The organism is Nocardia sp. NPDC060249, assembly GCF_042728755.1.
Taxonomy (GTDB): Bacteria; Actinomycetota; Actinomycetes; order Mycobacteriales; family Mycobacteriaceae; genus Nocardia.
This window is the reverse complement of record NZ_JBHXAQ010000001.1, coordinates 250,958-271,380: the sequence shown is the minus strand read 5'-3', so window position 1 is coordinate 271,380 and position 20,423 is coordinate 250,958. Positions and strand designations below refer to the sequence as shown.

The window sequence follows — 20,423 nt, the reverse complement described above, 5'->3', positions numbered from 1 at the left end:
TGCACGCACAGACCGGACCGAGCAGGTCAGGATCGGCAGTACGAGGACGAAGGGGCGACGCCGCGCGGCCTTCGACTGGGAGGTTCGTTGCGCATTGCAACCCCACCTCCTCGCAGTCGCCGCGGGTGATCGCTCCGCGGATCGCTTGGAGTACCCACTCGGGCACACCCTTCCACTGATGAGATTACATGCGAGGGCCGATCGTTTCACCTTCAGCTCGCGTACCGCTGGTCACAGTGACCTCGATCACACCATTGAGGGCAGCCCCGCGATGACAGTGTCGACGGCCTGTTCGGCGAGCGGCCACAGCTCGGCGCGATCGAGGTGCCGCAACGGCCCGCGCAACGCCAGTTCCGCGAATCCGTGCACGGTGGACCAGCAACTCCAGGTCGCGCCAGGGCGCGCCGAGGGGTCGAGATCGCCGATGTGCACCATCATGTCGAGCGCGTCGGTGAGGGCGAGATAGGCGGGTGAGTCCACGACCGACTCCGGCGAGGTGTCACCGGCGCCGAAGAACGCGACCGCGAACCAGCCGGGCTCGACCAACGCGAAGCCGATATAGCCGAGGCCGACCGCGCGCAGGCTCGCGCGCGGCGACGCCGAGCCGCGCGCCATCCCCTCGGCCATCCTGGACTCGATCGCGGCCGAGACCGCGCGCAGCAGGGCTCGCCGGTCGGGAAAGTGCCGGTAGGCGGCGTTCGGCGTGACGCCGACCCGGCGGGTGACTTCGCGGATGGTCAGCGCGTCGGGGCCGCCGGATCTGGTGAGTTCCAGCCCGGCCTCGACCAAGGCCGCCGCGAGGTCACCGTGGTGGTAGGCCAACTCTTGAACCCGCTTTCGACGAAGTGTACGGTGTGAACATATCAAATGTGCACGCCGTACACATCGAAGGGTGGCTCACCATGACCGCACTGCCCACCATCGTCGATCAAGACACCTGGCAGGCCGAACTCGATCAGCTCCGGATCCGGGAGAAGGCCGCGACCCGCGAACTCGACGCCGTCGCCGCCCAGCGCCGGCGCATGCCCGCCGTCCGTTTGCCCGACTACACGCTGAAAGCTGAAGACGGCAGCGATGTTTCGCTCGCCGAGGTCTTCGACGGACGCTCGCAGCTGATCACCTATCACCACATGTGGACGCCGGGGAACACCTGGCAGTGCGCCGGCTGCACCGGCCTCACCGCGCAGTACGCACGGCTGGACTTCCTCGACGGCTACGACGCGCGATTCGTCATCGTGACGCAGGGGCCGATGGACGAGGCACTCGCCTACAAGAAGCGCGTCGGCAACGCGATGACCTGGTATTCCACTGCTGACAGTCCGTTCGGCGCCGACATGGGCGCGGGCCCCGGCGCGGGTTTCGCCGTGAACACCTTCCTGCGCGACGGCGACACCGTCTACCGCAGCTGGCACACCGACGGCCGTGGCACCGAACAACTCGCCTACACCTTCGGCCTCATCGACGCGCTCCCCTACGGCCGCCAGGAGGACTGGCAGGACAGCCCCGAGGGCTGGCCGCAATCACCGGCCTACAGCGGCTGGCCGAGCAGCAAGGACATCGCCGTGTCCTACGGCGATCCGAGCGCATGACCTGCGAGATCCGCGCCGACCGCGCGCTCGACCGCACGCCAGTCGGGCGTGTGGGTCAGCCACGGCGGGATCGGCCCGGTCTGCGCGCCGAACAGATACAGCCGGGGCACCAGCTCGCGCAGGATCGCGTGCACATCGAGCCGGTCGTCGATCATGTGCGTGATGCCGAGTTCGGCGCAGTGCGGCGCCTTGCCCGCGCGAGTTCTGCAGAAGCGCAAGTGTTCTCGGGGAATTCCGGTGCGGGCGGCGAAGGCGTGATGGTCGAGCCATTGCCTGGTGCGTTGTTCGATGCGCGGACCGCATTTGGAGATCACCCAGGCGTTGCCGTCGAAGGCGCTCACCAGCCGGTTGAGCACTGCGAAGGCGTCAGGACTGGGCGGGGTGCTCATCGCTTCGTCGACGCCGCCCGAGAGGAATACGGTGTCCGCGGCGCCCGGTGTGAGCGCGGCCCCCTGGATCACTCGGCCGAAGTCGACGCCGAGTCGGGGTGGAGAAATATTGTTCATACGTCTGCCAGCATGCCCGGGTTTTCCCCGCGTGCCAACCGATTTTCGGTGCATAACGGCCGGTCCAGGGTTCAGCGCGGTGCGCGCACAATAGTTGCCTGAGCGCGCAGAAGTGGAACAGTGGATCTCGACAGCCGCGGCGTGTGGCGCGCCGCTCGAGTTCCATTCACTCCAGGAGAAAACCTGTGCGCTTCGGCATCTTCGTTCCCCAGGGCTGGCGGCTAGATCTGGTCGGTATCGAACCGGCCGACCAGTGGTCGGTGATGCGCGAACTGGCCCAGCGGTTCGACGCGGGCTCGGACTGGGAATCGATCTGGGTCTACGACCACTTCCACACCACCCCCGTTCCCACCGACGAGGCCACCCACGAGGCGTGGACGTTGATGGCGGCGTTCGCGGCCACCACCTCGCGCGTGCGGCTGGGTCAGATGTGTACAGCCATGAGCTACCGCAACCCCGCCTACCTCGCCAAGGTGGCCGCCACCGTCGATCTCATCTCGGGTGGCCGGGTGGAGATGGGCATCGGCGGCGGCTGGTACGAACACGAGTGGCGCGCTTACGGTTACGGCTTCCCGTCCGCCGGTGAGCGCCTCGGCCGCCTCGACGAAGGCGTGCAGATCTTCCGCGAGGCGTGGAAGACCGGCCGAGCGACCTTGAACGGCAAGTACTACCAGGTCGACGACGCCATCGTGCACCCACGGCCGTTGCAGGAGAACGGGATTCCGATCTGGATCGCCGGTGGCGGCGAGAAGAAGACCCTGCGCATCGCCGCCCGATACGCCGATTACACCAACTTCAGCGGTGACCCCGACGAGTTCGCCCGCAAGTCCGACATCCTGCGCCGGCACTGCGAAGACGTCGGCACCGACTTCTCCGCCATCACCCGCAGCTCGAACTTCAACGCCATCGTGGGTACCACCGAAACCGAAGTGCAGGAACGACTCTCGACCATCGTCGACCGTTTCACCCCCTTCCTCGGCGCCGATGAGGCGAAGGCCCGTGTGCACGAACAGTTCGCGACCAGCGCGGCCGTCGGCACCCCGGAACAGATCGTCGAACGCCTCACGAAGGTCAAGGATCTCGGCCTGGCCTACACCATCGTCAACTTCCCCGAAGCGGCCTACGACACCTCCGGCATCGAACTCTTCGAACGCGAGGTGATCCCAGCCTTGGCATGATCGCCAGCCGATCGCTCAGGCAGGGAAAGCCGGAACTATCGAATCGCCCATGTGGCGCAGGGTGGTGCAGGCATCGGCGGTCTGCTGGGTGGGGTTGTTCACGACGACCATGCGGATGACACCTTGGGCGGCGGAGAAGAGAAGGTCACAGGAGGCGGGGGTGTCGCCGAGACGACGGCCTGTGCGGCCCGCGACTGTGTATTCGGTGAAAGAGGCTGCGCCCGAATCCTTTTCGAACTCCGCGAGAGTTCGTGAGGTCGAGAAAACCTTGAGGTGAGCGGCGGCACCCGTCCATTCGCAGGTCTGCCAACCGGCGGACGCGGCACCTGCCGCCACCTTGGTGGCAGGGTCGACGCCCGCCTTCTGCAACGCGTCGGCGGTGACTCCGGTGCACGGCTCGAACAGGGCCTTCGTGTCCGTGGTCCGGGGCTCCTCGCTAGAACATCCGGCAAGCGTCGCCAACGCCAATCCCCCGGTCGCTACCACCATGAGCGCGCGCTTCATCCGTTCCCTCTCACCGTGCATCGCACAACGCGGCCACGTTAACAAGGCGCGCGACCTCGCCGAGCGATCGTTCGACAAGACTTGGGCAGGTCAACACCTCCCTCGCACCGCCACTGTGACGAACACCCACGCCACGCGCCCGGCCGGCCGACTAGGGGTACGACCGTTCCCCGGTGGCGCGCTCCGGCAGCGGATCCGCGATGGCCCAGCCGTCGGCCACCAACTCGTCGACAGCGGCGACAGCAGTGGCAAGGCGTTGCTCGTGCGGACCGGTCAGCATCGTGAATCGGCGTCCGGTGCGGGTGAGTTCGTCGCGAAAACGCCCCGTCATCCACGGCCGCAGGTGCTCGCCGTCACGCAGACCGTCGTCGTCGAACGCGACGCCGGCATGGTCGGTGAGCAACCACAGGTGCTGGCGACGCTCGGCGACGATGCCTGGATGGGCACAGCCGAGATAGCGCTCGTGCCAGATGGTCGTGGCGAAGGCGTCGGTATCGCAGACCAGGACGGGCCCCGTTTCGCGGGCCGCGCGATCCTCGGCGGCTTGCTGCCGCGCGGCGATCAGCGGGAATTCCGGCGAGATGAACTCGACGTCGGACCAGTGCCCACCCGGACCGAGAGCGGCCAGCTTCTGTTCGCTGTATTCGCGGCCGTACTCGGGGACGCATCGCGCGCCGTAGTGCGCGGCGAGCGCCTGCGCCATGGTGGTCGTTCCGGTCGACTCCGCGCCGAGCACCACCACCCGCTTGGTCATCGCGGCGCGAACCGGCGGAGAAAGGAAGTCCCAGTGCGCGACAGGATCTCGGCGGACCTCGGTCGCCGAGATCGGGTGACGCCGTCGCCGCGGGTCGACGCAGATCGAGTCGGCGCCGAAGCGCCGGCCCAGTTCCTCGCCATAGGCCTCCGAGGTGAACACCGCGTCAACGGGGTCGGGGACAGCAGCGAGGAACACCGCCATGTGGGCATCCCACACCGCAGGATCGGTGATGTCCATCGGCACATCGTCCACAGCGCCGACGACGCGAACCCCTGGATCCGCATGCGTTTCGCGCATCCAGGCCACCCGGTCGGCGAGCGGGATCGACTCCACCGACGAGGCGCAGACCAGCACGGTCAAGCGATCACAGCGGGCGGCGGCGGTGCGCACCAGATGGTGATGACCGGCGTGCGGCGGATAGAACTTGCCCAGCACCAGCCCGTGCCCGTACCGCGTCACGCCGCGACCGCCACCGGCGGCGCCGCGACCACATCGCGCCGCCACGCGATCAACCCGCGCACACACAACGCGAGGAATCCGAGATACAACAGCGCCGTCAAGAACAGGCCCTTGTAGGCGTAGAGCGGGATGTAGACGATGTCGGCCGCTATCCACAACCACCACGACTCCAGCCGTTTCCGGCACTGCCCATAGGTCGCCATCAGCGACAGCGCGGTGGTCAGCGCATCCCAGAGCGGCACGGTGGACTCGGTGGCGGTATCGAGCAGCACGGTGATCGCGGCGGTGCCGAGTACACCGCCCGCCGCGAGCACGATCCATTCGACCCGCGTGGTCCGGCGCACCGGCAGCGGCGCCACGCGCGAGGACCCGTGCACCCAGGTCCACCATCCGTACCCGGCCAGCGCGATGAACACCAGCTGCAACCCCGCATCGGCGAAAAGCCCGGCCTGGGTGAACAGCAGAATGAAGAACACATTGTTGGCGATGCCGATCGGCCAGTTCGCGATGTGCTGGCGAGCGACCAACCACACGCACAGCGCCCCGCTGCCGAATCCGAGTACCTCGGTCCAGCTCACCGCCGTCCCGAGCAGCGTGAACAACGGCTGCTGCAGCGCGGCAACCAGATCCAGCACGTTCATGTCCCCCACCTCACTATTAGTCATAGAGACCATAATTGAGGACACACCCCTTGGCAAGACGCCTTCGGCATCGAACACGAAGCGATTCATACTCTTTCGCGATTGTGGCCTTGACCACACCGTGGCGGTCCGGCTATGTTCTCTCGCCAACAGACTTGGACATTCGTTCAGTTGAACGAGCGTCCACCTGGGGATCGAGGACGTAGATGATGAAGACGATGAGGCGACCGGTGCGCTGGATGACAGCGCTCGCACTCGCCGCCGGGCTGGCCGTGAGCAGCGCCCCGGTGACCGCCGATCCCGCGATACCGCTGACACCGCTGCGAGCGCAGGGGTCCGCGTTGATCGACGGGTACGGACGCACTGTGCTGCTGCACGGGGTGAACACCGTCGACAAGGACGCGCCCTACCTGCAACCCGGTGACGGATTCACTCTCACCGGCGAATCGGCGGCGACACTGGCCCGGCACGGGTTCACCACGGTCCGGCTCGGGGTGTCGTTCGACGGGCTGATGCCGACAGCGGGTGTTGTCGATACCGCCTATCTCGACCGGGTCGAGAATGTCGTGGATACTCTTGCCGCGCACGGCATCTACACGTTGCTCGACAATCACCAGGACGGATTGTCGAAGATCTGGAACGGCAACGGGTTTCCCGAATGGGCGATCCACGCTCGGCCCGTGGACGGGGAGCCGAATCCCGGATTCCCGCTGTACTACCTGATGCCGAGCATGAATGCCGGGTGGGACGAGGTGTGGAACAACACCTACGGGGTGCTGAACCAGCTGGGAGTGGCGCTGGGCGCGCTCGCCGAGCGGATGAACGGGCGCGCGAGCGTGCTCGGGATCGAGTTGCTCAACGAACCGTGGCCCGGCTCGGCGTTTCTCACCTGCTATCCCGACGGCTGTCCCGAGTTCGACGTGAAATATCAACGGGCACTGCAACAGCTGACCGATGCGGTGCGGGCGCGCAATGCCACGGTGCCGGTGTTCTGGGAGCCGAATGTCACCTGGAACGAGACCATGCCGAGCCACCTGGGCAAGAATCCACCGATCACCAGCCCGAATATCGTCTTCTCCCCGCATGACTACTGCATTCCGAGCCAGCTCGCGATCTATCTCGGCCTGCCCGAGGAGCTGCGCGCCTTGTGCCCGCCGCAGCAGGACCGGACCTGGTCGAACATCGACTCGTTCGCCGACCGCACCGATATCCCCACCATGGTCACCGAATTCGGCGACGGCGATCCGACGGTGTTGCGCAACACCACCACTCGGGCCGACGAACGGTTCGTCGGCTGGCACTACTGGCATTACAGCGCCCGCGACGGTGATCCCTTCCGCGGCGAGCTCGGCCGCGAACTGGTCCGCACCTATCCACAAGCCACGGCGGGCGTGCCCGACGGCATGGTCTTCGATTCCGGCACAGGCGATTTCGCCTACCGGTACCGTCCTCGCCAAGCCTCGGCGCCGACCGAGATCTACGTCTCTGACCTGTTCCATCCGGACAGCTACGAGGTGAAAGTCACCGGCGGCCGGGTCACCTCGGCGCCCGGCGCGCGCATCGTCACCGTGGAAGCCGACGGCACCGACCCGGTCACCGTTCGCATCCACCGCCCTGGCTCGGCGGGAGCGGATCTTCCCTCCGGCGGTGGCACCGGGTCGGCCTCGGGATTCCCCTGGCTGTCATCGGGATCCGCGGGCTGACACCGGCGGTGATCAGGTCGGCAAGGTCGGCGCCGGGTGCTTGTTAAGCGGTGTCGACCACGCTGACCTCCATGAGCAACGCAGCACCGTCCCGGCACGCGACGCGGGAGCGCGGATACGAACGTGACGCCGAGCCGATGTTCGTCACATCCGAAACGCGGGAGCGCTCGACAGACGAATTCCCACTCACCGGACGCACTTCCAGCGGCGACGAGACCGGCGTGATCCCCGCGTTCCTCATCGATATGGCGCTGCACGCCGCGATCGGCGCCACCGCCTGGTACCTCGCGCCCGGCCCGACAGCCGTCCTGTACGGCATCCTCGTCTGGCTCGGCGTGTCCTTCCTGCACCGCACGATCGTGCAACGCCTCACCGGAACCACGATCGGCAAATGCTCCTACGGGCTCCGCCTGCGCTACGCCGATGGCACCTACCCGACCACCTGGCAGCTGACCGTCCAGTGGTTCCGAGGCGGCTGGTCCTGCTTCGACCTGCTCGACTGATGCGCGCGGGGCCGGATCAGCTGTGCACAGCAGTTCATCGGCAACGTCCATCACTCGCTATCGGCTTCAGCCTTCGACTTCAGGTTTACCAGCATTCTGATTCACCTGATCGTCGACACAGTGCGCACAGGATTGCTTGAAAACGCCCTTGTTCGTGTGATGACGCGTGTGTGCATTGCGCCGACTGGACGGCTTCGGCCGCCCCTTTTGAGCGGCAGACATCTTCGCCCGAGTCTCGGCGCTGGCTGTCCGCCCATAGTTCGGATTTCCCGCACCGATTCTCATCTCCGAAAGACGCCGACGCGATTCCTCGGGCATCGCGTGGCCGAACCGCGGGTGCGCAGCACCGAACTTCCCAAAATTGGGATTGGCTTCCCCTTGGTACGTGCCTAGACGCTCAGCCGACCACTTCGCCCGCTGTGGAGCCGAGTGCGTGCGCCCGTGAAAAGGATTCTCCTCACCGAACCGGCTGATCCCCGGGCGGCCAGTCGACCGGATCCGCGCAGCCTCTCGCATTTCCGCAGTCCAGATCACACCGATCGGCCCGAGTCCACCATCAGCCAAATTGAGTAATGGCTGGCCTTCTTTTCGAAGGTAGGCAATCCAGTCGATCTCAGCACGACCAAGATTCTTGAGGCCATACACCCAGTCCAGCACATCCGCCACTACATCATCGCGATCCTGTTTGCGCAGCCAGTCATAGAAGGGTGTCTTTCGACCTGCACCGGCTTCTTTGAAGTGCTGGCGGAGCCGCACATGCTCAGACTGTGTTGTCAGCCCTATATATCGATAGTCGAACTCGGCGCGGAGACGAATTCCATAGATCACGCCATGAGTCGGCTTCCCCATTCAAACCTCCCGCGCCGAGTTCACTATCAGGGAATTACAGCATACAGCTGACGCAATTCTCGATTTCAGTCCCCTGCAAGGCCATTTGACGCAGTCGGATGTAGTAGAGCGTCTTGATTCCCTTGCGCCAGGCGTAGATCTGGGCTTTGTTGATGTCGCGGGTGGTTGCAGTGTCTTTGAAGAACAGGGTCAATGACAAGCCCTGGTCCACGTGCTGCGTGGCCGCGGCGTAGGTGTCGATGATTTTTTCGTAGCCGATTTCATATGCGTCAGCGAAGTACTCGAGATTGTCGTTGTCCAGGTAGGGGGCCGGGTAGTAGACGCGGCCGATCTTGCCTTCCTTGCGGATCTCGATCTTCGACGCCACCGGGTGGATCGAGCTGGTCGAGTGGTTGATGTAGGAGATCGAACCGGTCGGCGGCACGGCCTGCAGGTTCTGGTTGTAGATGCCGTATTCCTGCACCGAGGCCTTGAGCAGACGCCAGTCGTCCTGGGTGGGGATGCGCACGCCGGCGTCGGCGAACATCTGAGCCACCTTGTCGGTCTTCGGTTCCCACGCCTGATCGGTGTACTTGTCGAAGTACTCGCCGCTGGCGTACTTGGAGTCGGCGAACCCACCGAACGCGGAGCCGCGCTCCTTGGCGATCAGGTTCGAGGCCCGAATCGCGTGGTACACAACGGTGTAGAAGTAGATGTTGGTGAAGTCCACACCTTCCTCGGAGCCGTAGTGGACCCGCTCACGCGCCAGGTATCCGTGCAGGTTCATCTGACCGAGGCCGATGGCGTGGGACTCGTTGTTGCCCTGCTCGATCGAGGGCACCGAGAAGATGTGCGTCTGGTCCGAGACCGCGGTGAGCGCGCGGATCGAGGTCTCGATCGTCTGACCGAAGTCGGGTGAATCCATCGCCTTGGCGATATTGAGCGAACCCAGGTTGCACGAGATGTCCTTGCCCACCTTGGAATAGGACAGATCGTCGTTGAATTCCGAGGGGGTGGAGACCTGCAGGATCTCCGAGCACAGGTTCGAGTGGGTGATCTTGCCCTTGATCGGGTTGGCCCGGTTCACCGTGTCCTCGAACATGATGTAGGGGTAGCCCGACTCGAACTGCAGCTCGGCGATCGTCTGGAAGAACTCGCGCGCCTTGATCTTCGACTTGCGGATGCGCTTGTCGTCGACCATCTCGTAGTACTTCTCGGTGACGTTCACATCGGCGAACGGCACACCGTAGATGCGCTCGACGTCATAGGGCGAGAACAGGTACATGTCCTCGTTCTTCTTCGCCAGCTCGAAGGTGATGTCGGGGATCACCACACCCAGCGACAGCGTCTTGATGCGGATCTTCTCGTCCGCGTTCTCGCGCTTGGTGTCGAGGAAGCGGTAGATGTCGGGGTGGTGGGCGTGCAGGTACACCGCGCCCGCGCCCTGACGCGCACCCAGCTGGTTCGCGTAGGAGAAGGAGTCCTCCAGCAGCTTCATGATCGGGATGACACCCGAGCTCTGGTTCTCGATCTTCTTGATCGGGGCGCCGTGCTCACGGATGTTGCTGAGCAGCAACGCGACACCACCGCCGCGCTTGGACAGCTGCAGCGCGGAGTTGATGGAGCGCCCGATGGACTCCATGTTGTCCTCGATGCGCAGCAGGAAGCAGGACACGGGCTCGCCGCGCTGCTTCTTGCCGGAGTTGAGGAAGGTGGGGGTGGCGGGCTGGAACCGGCCGTCGATGATCTCGTCGACGAGGTTGCTCGCCAGGACCTCGTCGCCCGCGGCCAGCGTCAGCGCGACCATGCAGACGCGATCCTCGAAACGCTCCAGGTAGCGCTTGCCGTCGAAAGTCTTGAGCGTGTACGAGGTGTAGTACTTGAACGCGCCGAGGAAGGTCGGGAACCGGAACTTCTTGGCGTAGGCCTGCTGGAACAGCTGCTTGACGAAGGGTCGACCGTACTGGTCGAGCACCTCGGTCTCGTAGTAGTTCTCCTTGACCAGGTAGTCCAGCTTCTCGTCCAGGTTGTGGAAGAAGACGGTGTTCTGGTTCACGTGCTGCAGGAAGTACTGGTGCGCGGCCTCGCGATCCTTGTCGAACTGGATCTCGCCGTTGGGGCCGTACAGGTTCAGCATCGCGTTGAGGGCGTGGTAGTCGAGCACCTCGCCCGCCTCGCCGCGCACCGCCGACTGCTCTAGGCGTGCTGACTTGCCTGCCGGTGCTGTGGTTGCTGTTGCCAAAACAATCCCAATCCCTCTCGGACGCGCGCGACGTCCTCAGCGGTTCCCATGAGTTCGAAGCGATACAGATACGGCACCCCGCATTTTTGCGAGATGATGTCTCCTGCAACGCAATAGGTATCGCCGAAGTTCGTGTTGCCGGCCGCGATCACCCCGCGCAGCAGCGCGCGGTTGTGCGGGTCGTTGAGGAACTTGGCGACTTGCCGTGGAACGAGGTCCTTGTCGGGACGCTCTCCACCCATGACGTGCCGACCACCACCGTAGGTGGGGGTGATCAGCACGTAGGGTTCGTCGATCCGCGGCGATTCAGCGGTGGTGTGTAGCGGAAGTCGAGTTGCCGGGAGACCGAGCTTCTCGACGAAACGATGAGTGTTCTCCGAAGCGCTGGAGAAGTAGACCAGCCCGCCCGGAGTCATCTGCTCGGGCATGGCGCCTCCTTACCGGCGAACCGGCGCGAACTACGCAGCCGCGACGGCGAGCGACTTGATGCGGTCGGGACGGAAGCCCGACCAGTGATCGTCACCCGCGACGACGACCGGCGCCTGCAGGTAGCCCAGCGCCATGACGAAGTCACGCGCCTCGTCGTTCTCCGAGATGTCGATGACGTCGTAGTCCACGCCGACCTTGTCGAGAGCCTTGTAGGTGGCGTTGCACTGCACGCAAGCGGGCTTGGTGTACACGGTGATGGTCATGATGGAAGTCCCTCTCTCCTATGCCTGATCCACAGCCTGTGATCCGTATGCAATGCACGAACGGGTGATGCTGCGCAAACTCCTGGATCCGACGAAGAAAGCCCTGCTCGCAACCCCTTCCCTTGGGCCCGATCAGTGGTGGCTCCACACCGTCTTCCAGTACGACAGACACTACACCTAGTGTCCGACAGATGGGAACAACACAAGGTGTTGCGAGTCGCACGGATGTAATTCCCACGCGGTAAGTCCCAGGACGGGCCGCCGACCAGCAGGGAAAACAGTGGTTCAGATCACGATTTCATCTACCGGCGAGTCTTCAGCAAACCCCGTGGACACCGAAAGGGCGTCGCCTCCGCGATGGAGGCGACGCCCTGCCGAGAGATCAGCTTACGCCGAGATCAAGGTGCCGTTCACCGCGGCGACCAACTCGTGCACGGTCGCGCCGAGCTGGGTCAGCGCCTCGGCATCCTCGGCCGGATGGGTCTGCGCGAAACGCTCGCCGATGGTCGCGAACTGCGCGTGCGCCGACTCGACGACGACGCCACCCGCCACCCCAACGGACTTGACGGTGTCGCCGTGCGCCCACGCCGCGGCGTTCGGGCTGATCGACGCGCTCACCACGGCGACCGGCTTGCCCTTGACCGCACCGGCGCCGTACGGACGCGAGGCCCAGTCGATGGCGTTCTTCAGCACGGCGGGCAGGGTGCCGTTGTACTCGGGGGTGACCAGCAGGACGGCATCGGCCGCGGCGACGGCGGCACGCAGCGCCTCGGCCTGCGCGGGCACCTCACCGGGTACGTCCAGGTCTTCGTTGTAGAACGGAATCTCGCCGAGACCCTCGTAGATGGTGATGTCGACGTCGGCGGGCGCGGTCTGCGCGGCGGCCTCGGCCAGGCGGCGATTGATGGAGCCCGCGCGCAGGCTTCCGACGAGAGTAAGGATGCGGGTCTCGCTCATTGCGACTCCTGGTGTACTCAGTGGAATGATCCAAGTTTCATCCGACATCAACCGGACCCCGGTCCGATTACTTCCCGCGGAGGATGTGTGAGCGGCGTGAGCTATGACACACCCCAGGCCGGCGAGCCGCCCCTGCTGGGCATCGGGCGGCCGCTGCCCGGCAGTGCGGAACCCGTCGAACGCGCCGACGCCGCGCGCAATCGCGCGCTGCTGCTCGACGCGGCCCAGCAGTTGGTGCGCGAGCACGGCGTCGACAACCTCACGATGGACGCGCTCGCCAAGCGCGCGGGTGTCGGCAAGGGCACGGTCTTTCGCCGGTTCGGCAACCGGACCGGGCTGATGCTGGCCCTGCTGGATCACTCCGAGCAGAAATTCCAGGCCGCGTTCATGTTCGGGCCCGCGCCGCTCGGTCCCGAGGCAGGCCCGGTCGAGCGGCTGATCGCCTTCGGGCGGACCCGGCTGCTCGATATCGAGGTCGAGGGCGATCTGCACCAGGCCGCGGAGAAGGACGGGCGATTCGGTGGCGGGCCCTACGCCCTGCACAAGGCGCACGTCATGCTGCAACTTCGCGCGATCGGCGTCGACGGCGAGGTTTCGCTGATCGCCGACACGCTGCTGTCCACGCTGTCGGCGGCGCTGGTCATCCACCAGGTCGAGGTGCTCGGTTATACCCGCGATCAGATCGGCGACAACTGGGAATGGCTCGTTCGCCGGGTCGTTTCGCCTGTCCCCCAAGTAGAGTGAGACCGCATGGGGACACTGCGTGAACAGATCATTGCCGAATTGGGTGTGCTGCCCGAGATCGAGGCGAAGCAGGAGGTCCGGCGGCGCGTCGACTTCCTGAAGGACTACCTGGCCACCACCCCGGCCAAGGGATTCGCCCTCGGGATCAGTGGCGGGCAGGACAGTGCGCTGGCCGGTCGGCTGTGCCAGCTGGCCGTCGAAGAGCTGCGCGCCGACGGTGTCGAGGCGAAGTTCCTGGCGGTGCGGCTGCCCTACGGCGTGCAGGCCGACGAGCACGACGCGCAGACCGCGCTGAACTTCATCGACCCCGACCGCACCGTCGTGGTGAACATCCGGCCCAGCGCCGACGCGGTGGGCGTCGAGGTGGCGGGCGCGCTCGATCACGAGCGCCTGCGCGACTTCGTGCGCGGCAACATCAAGGCGCGCGAGCGGATGGTCGCCCAGTACGCCCTCGCGGGCCAGGAAAGCCTGCTGGTGGTCGGCACCGATCACGCGGCCGAAGCGGTCACCGGGTTCTTCACCAAGTTCGGCGACGGCGGTGTCGACCTGACTCCCCTCACCGGTCTCACCAAGCGCCAGGGCGCGGCCCTCCTGCAAGAACTCGGCGCCCCCTCGAGCATCTGGTCCAAGGTCCCCACCGCCGACCTCGAAGACGACCGCCCCGCCCTCGCCGACGAGGACGCGCTCGGCCTGCGCTATGCCGAGATCGACGACTATCTCGAAGGCAAGGACGTCACCCCCGAGGTGGCCGCCCGCGTGGAGTCGATCTTCACCAACACCCGCCACAAGCGCACCGTCCCGGTGACCCCGCTCGACACCTGGTGGCGTTAGGGCGCTCGCTACCCGCGCCCCACCAGCTCAACAGATCACAGCGTCTTCACCGGACGCGGTGGCGCGCAGCAGGTCCCGAACCAGCTCGTAGTCCGGTTCTTTGCGGAAGCGCAAACATCCTTTGCCCATGTCCTGGACGGCGAGACGGTCGGCGAAGGCCGCCCGGACGTCGGAGCGCAGTAGGTAGAAGGAGATGTACTGCTTCTGGCTCGCGAAGGAGACTTCGCCGGTGCCGTCGCGTTCGTAGGTGGGCATGCCGTAGGACATCACCTCGGTGAAGCCGGTGAGTTCGGTCAGGCACAGCTCACGCAGCCTGGTGAGGGCCTCGCGGCGCCCTTCGGGGAGTTCGGCGAGGTAGGTCGCCACGTCGGGGGCCTTGCTCTGGACCATGCCTAGCCGCCCGCGAACGGCGGGAGAACGTCGACTCGGTCGCGGAGCATGGCCGACGGGTCGCGGGTGAGCTCGTCACCGATGAGGAACGCGCAGACGCCGACGAGGCTGTCGATGTCGGAGCCGTAGGTGGCGGCGAGGGTGGCGCGCAGGTCGGCGACGGTGGCGCCGTCGGGGAGGTCGAGGGATTCGGTGTTCTTGCCGACCGCGTCGGCGATGGCGGCGAAATAGCGGACCTCAACCACCGATGGCTCCCATCGTGCGTTCCGGGGGGACGAAACCGACGGCGTCGATACCGTGACCGGCCCATTTCTGCCACATCGCACCGCGCCACAGCTCGGCGACCTCGTCGTCGTCGGCGCCTGCCCGCAGCGCGGTGCGCACATCGAACTCCTGGTCGCTGAACAGGCACGAGCGCAGCATGCCGTCGGCCGTGAGCCGGGTGCGGTCGCAGCTGTCGCAGAACTTGCGGGTGACCGTGGCGATGATGCCGACGGTCGCCGGTCCGCCGTCGACCAGCCACTTCTCGGCGGGGGCCGAGGGGTCGGCGCGGACGGTGGGGGTCAGGGTGAAGCGCTCGCCGAGAACGCCGAGGAGGTCGGCGGCGGTCACCATGTGATCGCGGGCCCACTCGTGGTCGGCGTCGAGGGGCATCTCCTCGATGAAGCGCAGTTCGCACTGTTCGGCCAGGCACCACGCGAGCAGGTCGGCCGCGCCCGCCAGGTTCTGGCGCATCAGCACGGCGTTGACCTTCACCGGCGCCATGCCGGCGTCGCGCGCGGCCCGGATGCCGTTGAGGACCGACTCGAGCCGGTCGCGGCGGGTGAGGCGGGTGAAATCTTCCCGGTCGACGGTGTCGAGGGAGACATTGACCCTGGTCAGACCGGCCGCGGCGAGCTTGTGGATGCGATGTTCGAGGCCGACGCCGTTCGTCGTCATAGCCAACGGGGTGCCGGGCACCGCCGCGTGACAGCCCGCGATGATCTGTTCCAGTTCACGGCGCATCAGCGGTTCGCCGCCGGTGAACCGCACTTCTCGCACACCCAGCTCGCGCACCGCCAGCGACACCAGCCGCACGATCTCGTCGGCGGTGAGCAGTTCCTGGCGCGGGATCGGCGGCAGACCCTCTTCGGGCATGCAATAGGTGCAGCGCAGCGAACACTTCTCGGTGATGGACACGCGCAGGTCGCGGGCGATCCGGCCGAAGCGGTCGACGAGGAACGGCGTCTCGGGCCTGCCGTCCAGGGACGGCCGCTCCGATCGCACGGCGGGTATCCCCATCTCGACCAGCGTCATCTCTACAGTATGACCCGTAAGGCCCGTCACATTCCGTGCGCCGGGCCGATTCTTCGCGAACTCGTCAGCTCACCGCAGGCCGCCCAGCACCGTGAGCCACGCGACCCCGACCGGCCCCGGCGCCGGCGATTAAGCTGGCAGCATGACTCCCCGGCCCGCTACCGCGTCGGCACGCAGCGTCGACGAGTACCGCGACACCGTCGCCGCGCTGCTGGCCCGCCTCGCCGACCGCCCGGATGAACAGGTGCCGGTACCCGAGGCGCTCGGCCGCACGCTGTCGGCCGATGTGGTGTCGCCGATCGATCTGCCGGTGTTCCGTAATTCGGCGATGGACGGCTACGCGGTACGCGCGGCCGATGTGGCCGTCACGCCGGTCACGCTGCCGGTGGCCGGCGTGGTGGCGGCCGGTAAGCCGGGCACCGACGCGCTGCCCGCCGGCTCGGCGGTGAAGGTGATGACCGGCGCGCCGCTGCCCCCCGGCGCCGACTGTGTGGTGCCGGTCGAGGATGTGCAGGCGGGTGCGGGCCGCATCGTGGTCGAACGTGGCCGTGGACGGGGCGAATTCGTGCGCGAAGCCGGAACCGATGTGCGCACCGGCGAGCTCGTCGCACGGGCAGGCACGGTGCTCGCGCCCCGGCATATCGCCGCGCTGGCCGCGGTCGGCCTGCCCACAGTGCCCGCGCTGAGCCGATTACGCGCTGTCTGCATCACCACCGGCGACGAACTCCAGCCCGCGGGCACCGCGCTGGCACCGGGCCAGATCTACAACTCCAACGGCATCGCGCTGGCCGCCGCGTTGCGGGCCGACGGTGTCGAGGTGGTCGAGGTCGCGCACAGCACCGACGACCCCGCGGTGTTCACCGCGGTGCTGCACGCCGCGACCGCCGTCGCCGACCTGGTCTTCACCTCCGGCGGCGTGTCCAAGGGTGACTTCGAGGTCGTCAAGGATGTCCTGGGTCCGCTCGGCGGGACCTTCGGCTCGGTCGCGGTGCAACCGGGCGGACCGCAGGGCTACACGGTGGTCGACGAGGTTCCGGTGCTCAGTTTCCCGGGCAATCCGGTGAGCACGATGGTGTCCTACGCCGTGTTCGCGCGCCCCGCCGTGCGGGCGCTGGCCGGTTTGCCGGAACTCGAGAGCGAACACACCATCCTGCTGACACCGCTTCGCTCCCCCGCCGGTCGCCGCCAATACCTGCGCGGCCTGCTGACCGCGGACGGGGTCGAGGTGATCTCGGGCCCCGGGTCACATCTCATCGCGGGGATGGCCTGGGCCGATGTCCTGATCGATGTTCCCGCCGAGGTCACCTCGCTGGCCGCCGGTGTCGCTGTGCGAATCTTGTCGCTATGAGCGAGTTGTCCCACGTCGACCGCGAGGGTCGCGCGCGCATGGTCGATGTCAGCGCGAAAGCCGACACCACCCGGATCGCTGTCGCCGCAGGCGAATTGCAGACGACCGCGGAAGTGGTCGCCCTGGTACGGGCCGAGGGGCTACCGAAGGCCGATGTGCTGTCCACGGCACGGCTGGCCGGAATCGCCGGTGCGAAAAAGACTTCCGAGCTGATTCCGCTGTGTCATCAGCTGGCGTTGTCCTCGGTGAAGGTGGAGTTCGGGTTCACCGAGACCACCATCACGGTCGAAGCGACGGCGAAGACCAAGGGGCCCACCGGGGTCGAGATGGAGGCCCTGACCGCTGTCGCCGTGGCCGGGCTGACCCTGCACGACATGGTGAAGGCGGTGGATCCCGCCGCCGTCATGAACGGGGTTCGGCTGGTCACCAAAGAGGGTGGAAAGCACGGGCACTGGGTGCGACCCGAGGGACGATCCGTCACCGGCACCTCGGCGCTCGACCGGTTGGCACAGGTGGACGCGGGTGCCGATGTCGAGTCCGCGCTGCCGACGGCCGACTCTCGGCAGGGTGCGGCGGCAGCAGTCGACGCCGCGGCGGAATCGGCTGACGCCCACACCCTTTCGCGGACCGCCGTCGTGGTTGTCGCGTCCACCGGGACCGCAGCGGGCACCCGCACCGACACCACCGGGCCGGTCCTCGTCGATTGGCTCACCGCGCAAGGCTTTTCGGTGCGTGGGCCGCTGGTCTACGCCGATGCCGAGATCGCCGCCGGACTGGCCGACGCACTGGACGCGGCGCCCGCGCTCGTCGTCACCACCGGTGGCACCGGCGCCTCCCCCACCGACGCGACCCCCGAGGCCACCCGCGCCGTGCTCGACCGCGAGCTGCCCGGTGTCGCCGAGGCGATTCGGCAGCGGGGGACCGCGAAGTTCCCCCTCGCCGCGCTGAGTCGCGGCGTGGCCGGGCTGGCCGGTCAGACCGTTGTCGTGAACCTGCCCGGTTCACCCGGCGGGGTGAAGGACGGGATGGCGGTGCTGGAACCGCTGTTGGATCATCTGCTCGCGCAAGTAGCCGGAGGCGGCAACCATGAGTGACTTCGGTGCGGTTCGGCTGGCCACCATCAGCGATCAGGACCTCGATCCCCTCGCCGTCGAAAAGGCCGTCGACGGACCGGAATTCGGCGCGGTGGTGGTGTTCACCGGCAAGGTGCGCAACCACGACGGCGGGCAGGCGGTGACCTCGCTGGAGTACTCCGCGCATCCCCAGGCCGAGCGCTTCCTGCACGCGATCTGCGCGGAAGTGGCGCAGGCGAGCGGACTTCCGGTCGCGGCGACGCATCGCATCGGGTCGCTCACGATCGGCGGGCTGGCGATTGTGGTGGCGGTGGCCGCGCCGCATCGGGCCGAGGCGTTCACGGTCTGCGCCGAGCTGGTCGACCGGATCAAGCACGAGGTACCGATCTGGAAGCGGCAGCTGTTCGCCGACGGGCTGTCCGAGTGGGTCAACGCCTGCGGCTGAGTGGCCACACGCTACGGCGTGGCGTACCGCCACACGCCGAGCATCTCCTGATCGTCCAACAGCGTCTCGCCGTCGAAGACGGTGTCGTGCAAGCGTTTCGATGCCGCCTCCGCGTCCAGTCCGGCGCCGATCAGCACCAGGTTCGAGACGCGTCGCTCCCCGCGCGCCCAGCTGCCGGGGGTGAGGACCACATGCCTGCCGACCAGGTGGACTTCGAACTTGCGTCGCTCCCCCGCCACCGCGAACGCGACACATCCCTTGGCGCGGAACAGGCCTGACGGCGGATCTTCCAGAAAGGCCACCAGCGCACGCGGATTCAACGCGGTCTCACTCGTGAACGCGACCGAGACGTAGTCGTCGTGGAGATGGCGATGGCCGGGGTCGTCGTGGTCATGGTCGTCGAGCAGTGTGTCGAAGCTCAGCTGCTCGGCGACCTTCGGCTGCTCGGGCGCCCGATCGTCGAACAGCAGGCCGGGATCGATGCGGCCGTGCGTCGTCGCGTAGACCGGCACCTGCCCGACCCAATCGCTCAGCTGTGCGCGCAAACCGGCCAGCGCCTCGGCCTCGACCCGATCGGCCTTGTTCACCAGCACCAGATCCGCCATCCGCAGATGCGTCATCAGCTCAGGATGTTGCGCGCTGGTGGCGGTGAACTGCTCGGCATCGACCACCTCGACCAGACCGCCGTAGGCGATGCGCGGGTTGGGGTTGGCGATCACCATCCGGATCAGGTTGCGCGGCTCGGCCAGGCCGCTGGCCTCCACCACGATCACATCCACCGCGCTGCGCGGTTGCGCCAGCTGCGCGAACAGATCGTCGAGTTCGGACACGTCCACCGCGCAGCACACACACCCGTTGCCTAGCGACACCATCGCGTCGACCTGCCCGGCCACCAGCATCGCGTCGATGTTCACCGCCCCGAAATCGTTGACCACCACCCCGATCCGGGTTCCCCGATTGTTGCGCAGCAGGTAGTTGAGCAGGGTCGTCTTCCCCGAACCGAGAAACCCAGCAACGATCACGACAGGAATCACCGCACCCATGCTGCCACCACCTCACCGCGGCGAAGTCGACCGGTCCACGACGCCGGACACCGTCTGGCCGACGCTCTCCGGCACACCGCCCACCTCCGCGATCGGAGGTGGGCGGTTCGATGTGCGGCGAACTGGTGTCAGGACGGGCCGAAAACCATGCCTACCAGGGTGTACACGAGATTGATCAGCTGGCCGGGGATGGTCGATTCGTCCATACCGAGCGCTTGAGCCAAGGGCATGAGCAGGGTCATGACGGTGGTGATCGGGCCGCCGAGCGTGCTCAGGTCGAGCTCGGATTCATTGGGCGTCGACTGGGTTTTGGGGCTGGTGCCGCGGTTCTTCGGGGTGGTGGTGGACGGTGCGGCGGGAGCCTCGGGTGACGCGGTGCGGGCCGGGGCGCCGGGTGACGCGGTGCGGACAGGGGCTACCGGAACCGGATTCGCGATCGGGACCCGTGCGGGGATCGGCGCCGCAGAAATTGGCGCGTCGGCGGGAGCCGGATCCTCGGACGGTGCCGTCTGATCGCTCGCGCCGCTGGGAGGCGCGGGCGAATCAGCCGGTGCCCGGTCGGGTGCGGGAGCCTGGGCGGATGCGGGAGCCTGGGCAGGTGCGGGAGCCTGGGCAGGTGCGGGAGCCTGGGCAGGTGCGGGAGCCTGGGCAGGTGCGGGAGCCTGGGCAGGTGCGGGAGCCTGGGCAGGTGCGG

At 66.7% G+C, this 20,423-nt stretch carries 23 protein-coding genes and 1 pseudogene; 9 read left to right on the top strand and 15 right to left on the bottom strand.

Translation table 11 applies throughout. The features are described 5' to 3' along the window. Positions 1-246 precede the first annotated feature (246 nt). Positions 247-822 carry a TetR/AcrR family transcriptional regulator gene (locus ACFWFP_RS01280; protein ID WP_379292532.1) on the bottom strand — a complete coding sequence of 192 codons (576 nt, stop codon included), beginning with the start codon at positions 820-822 and terminating at the stop codon, positions 247-249. Between the two features lie 80 nt (positions 823-902). On the opposite strand from ACFWFP_RS01280, the gene ACFWFP_RS01275 reads away from it, so the two are divergent. Beyond that, positions 903-1,589 (top strand): DUF899 family protein, encoded by a 687-nt coding sequence (locus ACFWFP_RS01275; protein ID WP_379293715.1) that lies wholly within the window; start codon positions 903-905, stop codon positions 1,587-1,589. On the opposite strand, the gene ACFWFP_RS01270 is transcribed toward ACFWFP_RS01275, so the two are convergent. After that, a complete protein-coding gene (locus ACFWFP_RS01270; protein ID WP_379292531.1) occupies positions 1,568-2,095 on the bottom strand; it encodes a hypothetical protein in 528 nt (175 codons plus the stop codon). The two genes, ACFWFP_RS01275 and ACFWFP_RS01270, sit on opposite strands and share 22 nt — an antisense overlap. Before the next feature lie 185 nt (positions 2,096-2,280). Between ACFWFP_RS01270 and ACFWFP_RS01265 the strand changes: the two genes are divergently transcribed. Then, the gene (locus ACFWFP_RS01265) at positions 2,281-3,273 is read left to right on the top strand and encodes an LLM class F420-dependent oxidoreductase (RefSeq protein ID WP_379292530.1); all 993 of its coding nucleotides are present in this window, start codon (positions 2,281-2,283) and stop codon (positions 3,271-3,273) included. A 15-nt stretch (positions 3,274-3,288) separates the two neighbouring features. Here the strand turns inward: ACFWFP_RS01265 and ACFWFP_RS01260 are convergent, their stop codons facing one another. The 3 genes from ACFWFP_RS01260 to pnuC form a co-directional block, all read right to left on the bottom strand. Then, positions 3,289-3,777: a DUF3558 family protein gene (locus tag ACFWFP_RS01260; RefSeq protein ID WP_379292529.1), complete on the bottom strand. Its 489-nt coding sequence runs from the start codon at positions 3,775-3,777 to the stop codon at positions 3,289-3,291. Positions 3,778-3,928: 151 nt separating this feature from the next. Next, positions 3,929-4,993 carry an AAA family ATPase gene (locus tag ACFWFP_RS01255; protein ID WP_379292528.1) on the bottom strand — a complete coding sequence of 355 codons (1,065 nt, stop codon included), beginning with the start codon at positions 4,991-4,993 and terminating at the stop codon, positions 3,929-3,931. After that, complete coding sequence (pnuC, locus tag ACFWFP_RS01250; protein WP_379292527.1) at positions 4,990-5,634, bottom strand: nicotinamide riboside transporter PnuC; 645 nt, start codon at positions 5,632-5,634, stop codon at positions 4,990-4,992. Before pnuC ends, ACFWFP_RS01255 begins: the two co-directional genes overlap by 4 nt. Before the next feature lie 218 nt (positions 5,635-5,852). Between pnuC and ACFWFP_RS01245 the strand changes: the two genes are divergently transcribed. After that, positions 5,853-7,337 (top strand): cellulase family glycosylhydrolase, encoded by a 1,485-nt coding sequence (locus ACFWFP_RS01245; RefSeq protein WP_379292526.1) that lies wholly within the window; start codon positions 5,853-5,855, stop codon positions 7,335-7,337. A gap of 71 nt (positions 7,338-7,408) precedes the next feature. Further along, the gene (locus tag ACFWFP_RS01240; RefSeq protein ID WP_379292525.1) at positions 7,409-7,840 is read left to right on the top strand and encodes an RDD family protein; all 432 of its coding nucleotides are present in this window, start codon (positions 7,409-7,411) and stop codon (positions 7,838-7,840) included. 66 nt (positions 7,841-7,906) lie between these two features. On the opposite strand, the gene ACFWFP_RS01235 is transcribed toward ACFWFP_RS01240, so the two are convergent. The 5 genes from ACFWFP_RS01235 to ACFWFP_RS01215 form a co-directional block, all read right to left on the bottom strand. Continuing rightward, a complete protein-coding gene (locus tag ACFWFP_RS01235; RefSeq protein ID WP_379292524.1) occupies positions 7,907-8,689 on the bottom strand; it encodes an NUMOD3 domain-containing DNA-binding protein in 783 nt (260 codons plus the stop codon). Positions 8,690-8,723: 34 nt separating this feature from the next. Beyond that, positions 8,724-10,853 carry a class 1b ribonucleoside-diphosphate reductase subunit alpha gene (gene nrdE / locus ACFWFP_RS01230; protein WP_378991634.1) on the bottom strand — a complete coding sequence of 710 codons (2,130 nt, stop codon included), beginning with the start codon at positions 10,851-10,853 and terminating at the stop codon, positions 8,724-8,726. A gap of 11 nt (positions 10,854-10,864) precedes the next feature. Further along, positions 10,865-11,338, bottom strand: coding sequence for a class Ib ribonucleoside-diphosphate reductase assembly flavoprotein NrdI (nrdI, locus tag ACFWFP_RS01225; RefSeq protein ID WP_379292523.1), 474 nt, complete (start codon positions 11,336-11,338; stop codon positions 10,865-10,867). 30 nt (positions 11,339-11,368) lie between these two features. Further along, positions 11,369-11,602, bottom strand: coding sequence for a glutaredoxin-like protein NrdH (gene nrdH / locus ACFWFP_RS01220; protein WP_358184484.1), 234 nt, complete (start codon positions 11,600-11,602; stop codon positions 11,369-11,371). Positions 11,603-11,989: 387 nt separating this feature from the next. Continuing rightward, positions 11,990-12,559, bottom strand: coding sequence for an NAD(P)H-dependent oxidoreductase (locus ACFWFP_RS01215; protein WP_379292522.1), 570 nt, complete (start codon positions 12,557-12,559; stop codon positions 11,990-11,992). Positions 12,560-12,655: 96 nt separating this feature from the next. On the opposite strand from ACFWFP_RS01215, the gene ACFWFP_RS01210 reads away from it, so the two are divergent. Together ACFWFP_RS01210 and nadE are read left to right on the top strand one after the other, a co-directional pair. After that, entirely contained in the window at positions 12,656-13,303 is a 648-nt protein-coding gene (locus ACFWFP_RS01210) for a TetR/AcrR family transcriptional regulator (RefSeq protein ID WP_379292521.1), read from the top strand. A 6-nt stretch (positions 13,304-13,309) separates the two neighbouring features. Beyond that, complete coding sequence (gene nadE, locus ACFWFP_RS01205) at positions 13,310-14,134, top strand: ammonia-dependent NAD(+) synthetase (RefSeq protein ID WP_379292520.1); 825 nt, start codon at positions 13,310-13,312, stop codon at positions 14,132-14,134. 27 nt (positions 14,135-14,161) lie between these two features. Here nadE and ACFWFP_RS01200 read toward each other — a convergent pair whose 3' ends face one another. Genes ACFWFP_RS01200 through moaA form a run of 3 tightly spaced genes read right to left on the bottom strand, consistent with a single transcriptional unit; the run spans position 14,162 to position 15,820 of the window. Continuing rightward, positions 14,162-14,524 (bottom strand): iron chaperone, encoded by a 363-nt coding sequence (locus ACFWFP_RS01200; protein WP_379292519.1) that lies wholly within the window; start codon positions 14,522-14,524, stop codon positions 14,162-14,164. Between the two features lie 2 nt (positions 14,525-14,526). Continuing rightward, a complete protein-coding gene (locus ACFWFP_RS01195) occupies positions 14,527-14,769 on the bottom strand; it encodes a MoaD/ThiS family protein (RefSeq protein ID WP_056812377.1) in 243 nt (80 codons plus the stop codon). Next, on the bottom strand, positions 14,762-15,820 hold the full coding sequence (gene moaA / locus ACFWFP_RS01190) for a GTP 3',8-cyclase MoaA (RefSeq protein WP_379292518.1): 1,059 nt from the start codon (positions 15,818-15,820) through the stop codon (positions 14,762-14,764). The genes ACFWFP_RS01195 and moaA overlap by 8 nt, the downstream gene beginning before the upstream one ends. Positions 15,821-15,962: 142 nt before the next feature. Between moaA and glp the strand changes: the two genes are divergently transcribed. From glp to ACFWFP_RS01175, 3 genes are read left to right on the top strand one after another with little or no spacing between them, the layout of a single operon-like run. Next, the gene (gene glp, locus ACFWFP_RS01185; RefSeq protein WP_379292517.1) at positions 15,963-17,168 is read left to right on the top strand and encodes a gephyrin-like molybdotransferase Glp; all 1,206 of its coding nucleotides are present in this window, start codon (positions 15,963-15,965) and stop codon (positions 17,166-17,168) included. Next, positions 17,165-18,262 carry a bifunctional molybdenum cofactor biosynthesis protein MoaC/MoaB gene (gene moaCB / locus ACFWFP_RS01180; protein WP_379292516.1) on the top strand — a complete coding sequence of 366 codons (1,098 nt, stop codon included), beginning with the start codon at positions 17,165-17,167 and terminating at the stop codon, positions 18,260-18,262. Before glp ends, moaCB begins: the two co-directional genes overlap by 4 nt. Further along, complete coding sequence (locus tag ACFWFP_RS01175) at positions 18,255-18,686, top strand: molybdenum cofactor biosynthesis protein MoaE (RefSeq protein WP_378633142.1); 432 nt, start codon at positions 18,255-18,257, stop codon at positions 18,684-18,686. Before moaCB ends, ACFWFP_RS01175 begins: the two co-directional genes overlap by 8 nt. A gap of 11 nt (positions 18,687-18,697) precedes the next feature. On the opposite strand, the gene ACFWFP_RS01170 is transcribed toward ACFWFP_RS01175, so the two are convergent. Together ACFWFP_RS01170 and ACFWFP_RS01165 are read right to left on the bottom strand one after the other, a co-directional pair. Further along, positions 18,698-19,729: a CobW family GTP-binding protein gene (locus ACFWFP_RS01170; RefSeq protein ID WP_379292515.1), complete on the bottom strand. Its 1,032-nt coding sequence runs from the start codon at positions 19,727-19,729 to the stop codon at positions 18,698-18,700. Between the two features lie 128 nt (positions 19,730-19,857). Next, positions 19,858-20,423, bottom strand: a pseudogene (locus ACFWFP_RS01165) (hypothetical protein); the annotation flags it as partial.